Source organism: Hydrogenophaga sp. (assembly GCF_030651625.1).
Lineage (GTDB): Bacteria > Pseudomonadota > Gammaproteobacteria > Burkholderiales > Burkholderiaceae_C > Hydrogenophaga.
Genome location: NZ_JAUSCF010000019.1, coordinates 1 through 6,583, shown reverse-complemented (window position 1 = coordinate 6,583; position 6,583 = coordinate 1). Strand labels below are relative to the sequence as shown.

Here is a 6,583-nt window from a genome sequence, read left to right as displayed (position 1 = left end):
GCTGACCTTGCTTGGGGCGGCCCTGCGCTGCGGTCTGTTCGTTACCCCCACGCTCCGCCGCTGCGCGGGTCGCTGCCCCCCGAGGGGGCTGACCTTGCTTGGGGCGGCCCTGCGCTGCGGTCTGTTCGTTACCCCCACGCTTCGCCGCTGCGCGGGTCGCTGCCCCCCGAGGGGGCTGACCTTGCTTGGGGCGGCCCGGTGCCGGACCGGCTGCCTGCACCCGCCGGCTGAACGTTCGGCTGTGGGTGCAGAATCCATGCTGCCACCACGCCGCATGCCCATGGACTTCAAACCGCTCATCACTCTGCTGGCCATCGTCAACCCTTTGGCGATCGTGCCGTTTTTCATCCACTACACGCAGGGCTTCTCGCGCCAGCAGCGGCAGAGAACGGTGCTGATTTCTGCAGTGAGCGCCTTCGCGGTGATCGCCACCTGCGCCATCATCGGCCTGCAGATTCTGGAGTTTTTCAGCATCTCGCTGGCCAGCTTCCAGGTGGGGGGCGGCATGCTGCTGCTGACCTCTGCTCTGGCCATGCTGAACGCGCAACCGGCCGAGGCCAAGGCCACGCAGGAAGAGGTGAACGACGCTTCGGCGCGTGCCTCGATCGCGGTGGTGCCACTGACGATTCCGCTGCTCACCGGACCGGCCACCATGTCCACGGTGGTGATCTACGCCGACCAGGCCCAGAATTTTTTGCAGCACGCAGCCCTGGTGGGCTACGGTGTGGTGATCGCGCTGGCCACTGCGGTGTGTTTCACACTGGCCCAGCCCATCTCCCGCTTCCTGGGCCAGACCGGCATCAACGTGATGACGCGGTTGATGGGTCTGATCCTGGCTGCGCTGTCGGTGGAGGTGATGGCCACCGGGCTGGTGAAACTGTTCCCGGCGCTGGCGGGGTAGTACCGTCGGTTCCGCCAGTTGCTTCGGTCACTTCAACTTTTGTGTTTCAGCGCGGAATTCGTCGAGCACGGCCCGGGCGTTCTTCAGGCCTTTGGCTTCGGCCGCTGCCGCCCACTTGTCTTCCAGCGCAGCCTGCTTGGCCTTCACCTCGTTCACGAAAGCGTCGCTGGCCATCTGGCGCTGCACGCCGGTGGTCTTCTGGATCTCGCGCGAGGCGGCGTCGGTGCGGTCCCACCCTGCAGCGAACAGGCGCGCGGCGTTTTCTCCCGAGACCTTGTCGATGGCGGCCCTTTCTTCCGGCTTGAGCGCGTTGTATTTGGCCGGGTTCATCATGAAGACGAAGCTGGTGTTGTAGAGGCCGCCAGGGAAGGTGGTGGCGTACCGCACCATGTTCAGCCGCATGGACTGCAATGATTCGTCAGGGAAGAAGGTGCCGTCCATCACACCGGTGGAGAGCAGTTCGAACGATTCGGTGGCGGGTTTGAGCGTGGTGTTCCAGCCCATGAGCTTCGAGAGCTCGTTGATGTTGCCGCCGCCAATGCGGAACTTGAGTTTGGCGGCATCGGCGGCGCTGGTCACCGGCTGCTTGACCGTGAAAATGATGCCGGGGCCGTGGGTGAACACGCCCAGCACCTTCACTCCCCGATGCTCGCCCAGCGGCGCAAAGTACTTGTCGTAGATGCGCTGGTAGGCCACGCTGGTGGCGGTGGAGCTGTCGCCCAGAAACGGAAACTCCGCCACCTGCGTGAAGATGAACCGACCCGGCGTGTAGCCATCCACGGTGTAGGACACATCGGCCAGGCCATCGCGCACCGCGTCGAAGGTGCCGGGCGGCGCTGAAACGGCCTTGGGCAGCAGGTTGCACTTCACGCTGCCGGCGGTTTCCTTCTCCACCGCTTCGCACCATTGGTTCTGCGCCATGGTGGCGCCGTGCGAGGGTGGCAGCCAGGTGGACACGTTGAGCACGGTCTGGGCGCTGGCCAGACCCGTGGTCATCAACAGGGCTACGGTCAGAGGCGCGAGTCGGGCGTTGGGCAATTTCATCTGGTTATCTCCGTTATGTTCAGGCCTCAAGGGCCGGTGGGGGTGAAACGATGGCCGCGCTGTGTTCGGCGCGCACGCGCGCCTCCAGCAGGCGGCGGAACTGGATCAGAGCGGCATCCATGGCCAGCGGCATCATTGGTCGTGCGGGATTGAGCGAAATATTGCGGTGTTGCGCGGTGATCATGTCGCGGTCTTCGTTGAAGGCACCAATGAGGCTGTTGTAGATGCTCTCGGTAACGGAATCGTCGCCTTCGCGCGCCGGGTGCGACTGCTGGAAGAAATAGTGGGTGGTGTGGGCCGTCTCCGGGGTCAGGGTCTGGCAGCTGTGCAATCGCACCGAGGGGCCAGGCGCCTCTGGAGCAGACCCGGTAGGCCGCCCTCCCGAGTGCATCAGCAATGTGCCCGGTAGCAGAAATTCGTAGATGAACCAGCGGTCGAGGTTGGTGTCGAACTGGCGGAAGCGCTGGTAGAACGGCGGTGCCGGCACATCGTTCACATGGCGCGAGACCTTGATACCCATCTGCGGCCAGTCGGCGGTGGCACCGGGCACCGGCTCAATGAGGGGACGGGACTGCGCAATGCGCGTGGAGCCGCCCAGTGACTTTTCGTGGACGTAGCTCAGGTGAGAAAAGTCCAGCAGGTTGTCGCAGATGAGCAGGTAAGGTGTGTCGTAATGCAGGTAACCAGGCCGGTTTTTCCAATCGGGGTGATCGCAACTGAAGTTGTCGGGCAGCAGGGCAATGTCGGCCTTGGCAGGATCGCCCATCCACACAAACACCCACCGGTTTCGCACAGCCACCGGGTATCGGTGCACGCAGGCCTTGGGGGGCACGATGTCGATCCCCGGTGCTTCCACGCAGCGGCCCTGCGCGTCAAACTTCAGACCGTGGTAGCCGCAGCGCACACAGTCGCCCTCGCGCCGGCCCACCGACAGCGGCGCGTGGCGGTGGCAGCAGCGGTCCTCCAGCGCCACCATCTCGCCGCTGCCGGTGCGGTAGACCAACACGGGTTCACTCAAAACGGTTCGGGTGAACAACTTGGGGTCGTCGGCGGCCGGGATCTCGTGATCCCATGCGATCACGTACCAGCAGTTGCGCAACCACATGGGTGTCTCCTTGGGTTCTGTCTTTGTTTGGTTCATGCTACGGGGCGCTCGCGAACGGTCTGTCCCCTCAGAGGGGGACGGGCGGGGGTTTCAGGCGAGCAGGCGGGCCAGACCGAGGCGGTGTGCCGGCAGGCCGGTGTCCGATAGCTTCAGGTAGGCCCTTTTGCGCAGGGTGAGCACGGTGGACGGCGCCACGTCCAGATCGGCGGCTATGCCGTCGGCGCTGAGGCCGCAAGCGATGCGCGCGCACACAGCCCGTTCACGCGGCGAAAGCGCAGGGGCCAGTCGCTCCAGCCGCCTTGCGGCCTGGGCGATCTGCGCCTGTCGGTCCGCGATGGCCGCGCCTGCCCCCAGCGCGGCGTGGTGCGCCTGCCGCAACAGCGGCGCGAGCGCCAGCAGCTGCTCGATCTCGTGCGGCTGAAACTGGCCATGCCGGTGGTCCCGGTACAGGTGGATGGCCTGCACCGCACCGGGTGCTGGCGCGTGCAACAGGGTGAAACGCTCGGTGAGACGCTCACGCACATAGATGTCGTCGCGCCAACCAGCCACGGGCAGTTCGTCGGCCCTGCAATGCATCACCGCTACCTCGCGCGCTGGACGGTGCGCGACCTGGTCGGCCATGCTCATGATGGCGTCGCTGCGGAAGTAGCTTCGACGGTATATGGCGAAGCATTCGGCCACCACGTTGCGATCACGGGTATGCGAAGAAAACCCTTCGATCAGTTCGGGTGTGTGCCGCCGAAAGGACACCAGCGAAAGGTGCTCCACCGGCACCATCGGTTCAATGGCACGAAGAAGGCGTTCGGCACTCAGTGGCGCGCTGGCCACTTCAAGCAGGCCAGCGACGGCGGCTGCCGGCAGCAGTTGGCCTCCGTGGGGCGCGTCGAAGGTCCAGGTGGCGGGCATGCTGCGATTCTGGTTGCGCGGCCTGGCCACCGGAAGGGGGCTAACCCTGCTGCGCGACGGCCAAGGGATACAGGCCCAGCGTCTGGGCCTGCAGGCGCGACAAGCCCAGCAACGCGTCGGTGAACGGTGTGGGCACAGCAGTGAGCTGCCCCAGTTCGCGCACCGCGGACACCAGGGCGTCCAGCTCCACCGGGCGGCGGGCTTGCACGTCCTGAAGCATGGAAGTCTTGAACGCGCCCAGCTTGAGGGTGACCGCGTGTCGGTCTTCCGGTTGCTGGTCGATGGGGAGACCGATGCGCTCGCCAATGGCCTTGGCTTCCAGCATGACGGCGCTGATGAACTCGCGCACCAGCGGATCGCCCAGGATGCGGTCGGTGGTGGCGCCGGTGAGCGCACTCACGGGGTTGACCGTCATGTTGCCCCAGAGCTTGTACCAGACGTCTTTCTGGATCTGCTGCGACGCGGTGGTGGCAATACCGCTGCGCTGCAGCAGCGCCACCAGGGTAGCCAGCCGCTCGCTGGACTGGCCAGAGGGCTCTCCCAGAATCAGGCCATTGCCGAAGTGGTGACGGATCTCGCCGGGCGCATCCACCGAACAGCTCACGTGCACCACGCCGCCGATCACGTGCCGGCCCGGGATGGCTTGCGCGATGCGGGCACCTGGATCAACGGCCTGCAGCGGTGTGCCAGCCAGCGCACCGCCAAAGCCCTCGAAGAACCACCAGGGCACGCCGTTCATGGCGGTGAGTACCACCGTATCCGGGCCGATCAGCGGACCGATCGTTGCCGCGACCGAGGCCAGTGCAGGGGCTTTCACGGCAATGACCACCAGGTCCTGCACGCCCAGCTCTTCGCCACTGCCCGAAGCGTTGACGGCGGTCTGCCGAAGGACACCGCCCTGGTGCAAGCGCAGCCCATGCTCGCGCAGCGCCGCCAAGGTCGCGCCACGGGCCAATGCACTCACGCCACAGCCGGCCTGCGCCAGATGCACGCCCAGCCAGCCGCCAATGGCACCGGCGCCCACAATGGTCACGCGTTGAAAAGAGGGGGCTTGTGCGTCTGGCATGTGGGGGCTTTCGGAAGAAGTTGGAGATTCAGTCGCGGTAGCTGGTGTCGATGCGATTCACCTGGCGCACCAGGGCATCGAACACGTCACGGCCAGCGCCATGGTTCGGGTTGAACTGCAGCGCGTCGCGGGTGCATTTTTTTGCCACGGCTTCAGCCACGGGAATGGCCGCCTGCGCGCCGCCCATGCTGAAGGTGGCGAGCTGGATTTCGCAGGCGCGCTGCAGCGTCCACAGGATGGCGAAGGTTTGCGGCAGCGTGGCACCCCAGGCCAGCAGGCCGTGGTTGCGCAAGATCACAGCAGGCTTGGTGCCGATGCTATGTATCACGCGAGGCCCCTCTTCAGCGTGGATGGTGATGCCCTCGAAGTCGTGATAGGCCACCATGCCGTGCAGTTGCGCGGTGTAGAAGTTGGTCTGTTGCAGGCCTTCTTTGAGGCAAGCGACGGCCACACCGGCGGTGGTGTGTGTGTGCATGACGCAGTGGGCGCCTTCGATACCGTCGTGGATGGCCGCGTGCACGGTGAAACCGGCCGGGTTGACCGGGTGTGGTGAGCCATCGAGCACCTCGCCTTCCAGGTTGATCTTGACGAGGTTGCTGGCAGTGACTTCGCTGTAGTGCAAGCCAAAGGGGTTGATCAAGAATTGTTTGGGGGCCACGCTCCGCCGCTCGCGCGGGTCGCTGCCCCCCGAGGGGGCTGCCCCGCCTTGGGGCGGCCCGGCGGCGGGGCGTCCCCCTGCTCCCACGCTGTCCGGCAGGCGCAGCGTGATGTGGTTGTAGATCATCTCGGTCCAGCCCAGCATGGCGAATACGCGGTAGCAGGCGGCGAGCTCCAGGCGCGCGGCCCATTCGTCAGGGTGCATGCCGGCGGGGAGCACGGTGTCGGGTTGCAGGGCAGCATTCATGGAACCTCCTGAAGATCGATCAGTAAACCGCGCCCTTGGCCGGCGCAGGTGTGGCATCCAAACCCTTGAAGCGCGCCGCCAGATCGGTGGTCTGGCGCATCAGGATCTGCGTGTCCAGCCCCACCGCGACGAACACCGCGCCCAGCGCCAGGTAGTGACGGGCCTGGGCTTCGTCGCTGGTCAGGATGCCGGGCGCCTTGCCGGCGCGCAGGATGCGCGCGATGCCATCTTCGATCGCGGCCTGCACCTCCGGGTGGCCGGGGTTGCCCACGTGGCCCATCGAAGCCGACAGATCGGCCGGGCCGATGAACACGCCGTCGACCCCGGGGGTGGCGGCGATGGCGTCGAGCTGTTCCAGCGCGGCGCGGGTCTCCGCCTGTACCAGCAGGCAGACCTGCGCGTTCGCCTCTTTCGCGTAGTTCGGAAAACGCCCCCAGCGGGAAGCGCGCGCGCCGGCCATGCCGCGAATGCCGCCCTGCCCATCGTCCTGCGGGTAGCGGCACGCACGCACCAGCTGCGCGGCCTGCTCGGGTGTGTCGACCATGGGCACCAGCAGGGTCTGAACGCCCACGTCCAGGTACTGCTTGATCAAGACCGAATCGCCCGTGGGCACGCGGGCGACGGCCTGGGTGCCCGGGTAGGCCGCGATGGCTTGCG

The 6,583-nt window shown here is 66.1% G+C and carries 7 protein-coding genes; 1 reads left to right on the top strand and 6 read right to left on the bottom strand.

The features are described 5' to 3' along the window. The first annotated feature begins 280 nt into the window (after positions 1-280). Positions 281-901: a MarC family protein gene (locus Q7V46_RS07140; protein ID WP_304912837.1), complete on the top strand. Its 621-nt coding sequence runs from the start codon at positions 281-283 to the stop codon at positions 899-901. A gap of 27 nt (positions 902-928) precedes the next feature. On the opposite strand, the gene Q7V46_RS07135 is transcribed toward Q7V46_RS07140, so the two are convergent. From Q7V46_RS07135 to Q7V46_RS07110, 6 genes are all read right to left on the bottom strand, one after another. Continuing rightward, complete coding sequence (locus Q7V46_RS07135) at positions 929-1,945, bottom strand: TRAP transporter substrate-binding protein (protein WP_304912836.1); 1,017 nt, start codon at positions 1,943-1,945, stop codon at positions 929-931. Between the two features lie 19 nt (positions 1,946-1,964). Further along, positions 1,965-3,050: an aromatic ring-hydroxylating dioxygenase subunit alpha gene (locus Q7V46_RS07130; RefSeq protein ID WP_304912835.1), complete on the bottom strand. Its 1,086-nt coding sequence runs from the start codon at positions 3,048-3,050 to the stop codon at positions 1,965-1,967. Between the two features lie 90 nt (positions 3,051-3,140). Continuing rightward, entirely contained in the window at positions 3,141-3,956 is an 816-nt protein-coding gene (locus Q7V46_RS07125; RefSeq protein ID WP_304912834.1) for a LuxR C-terminal-related transcriptional regulator, read from the bottom strand. A 40-nt stretch (positions 3,957-3,996) separates the two neighbouring features. Next, positions 3,997-5,022, bottom strand: coding sequence for a 2-dehydropantoate 2-reductase (locus tag Q7V46_RS07120; protein ID WP_304912833.1), 1,026 nt, complete (start codon positions 5,020-5,022; stop codon positions 3,997-3,999). Positions 5,023-5,050: 28 nt separating this feature from the next. Then, entirely contained in the window at positions 5,051-5,926 is an 876-nt protein-coding gene (locus tag Q7V46_RS07115) for a class II aldolase/adducin family protein (RefSeq protein WP_304912832.1), read from the bottom strand. A 19-nt stretch (positions 5,927-5,945) separates the two neighbouring features. Further along, on the bottom strand, positions 5,946-6,583 hold a 638-nt coding region (locus Q7V46_RS07110), incomplete at its 5' end, for an aldolase/citrate lyase family protein (RefSeq protein ID WP_304912831.1).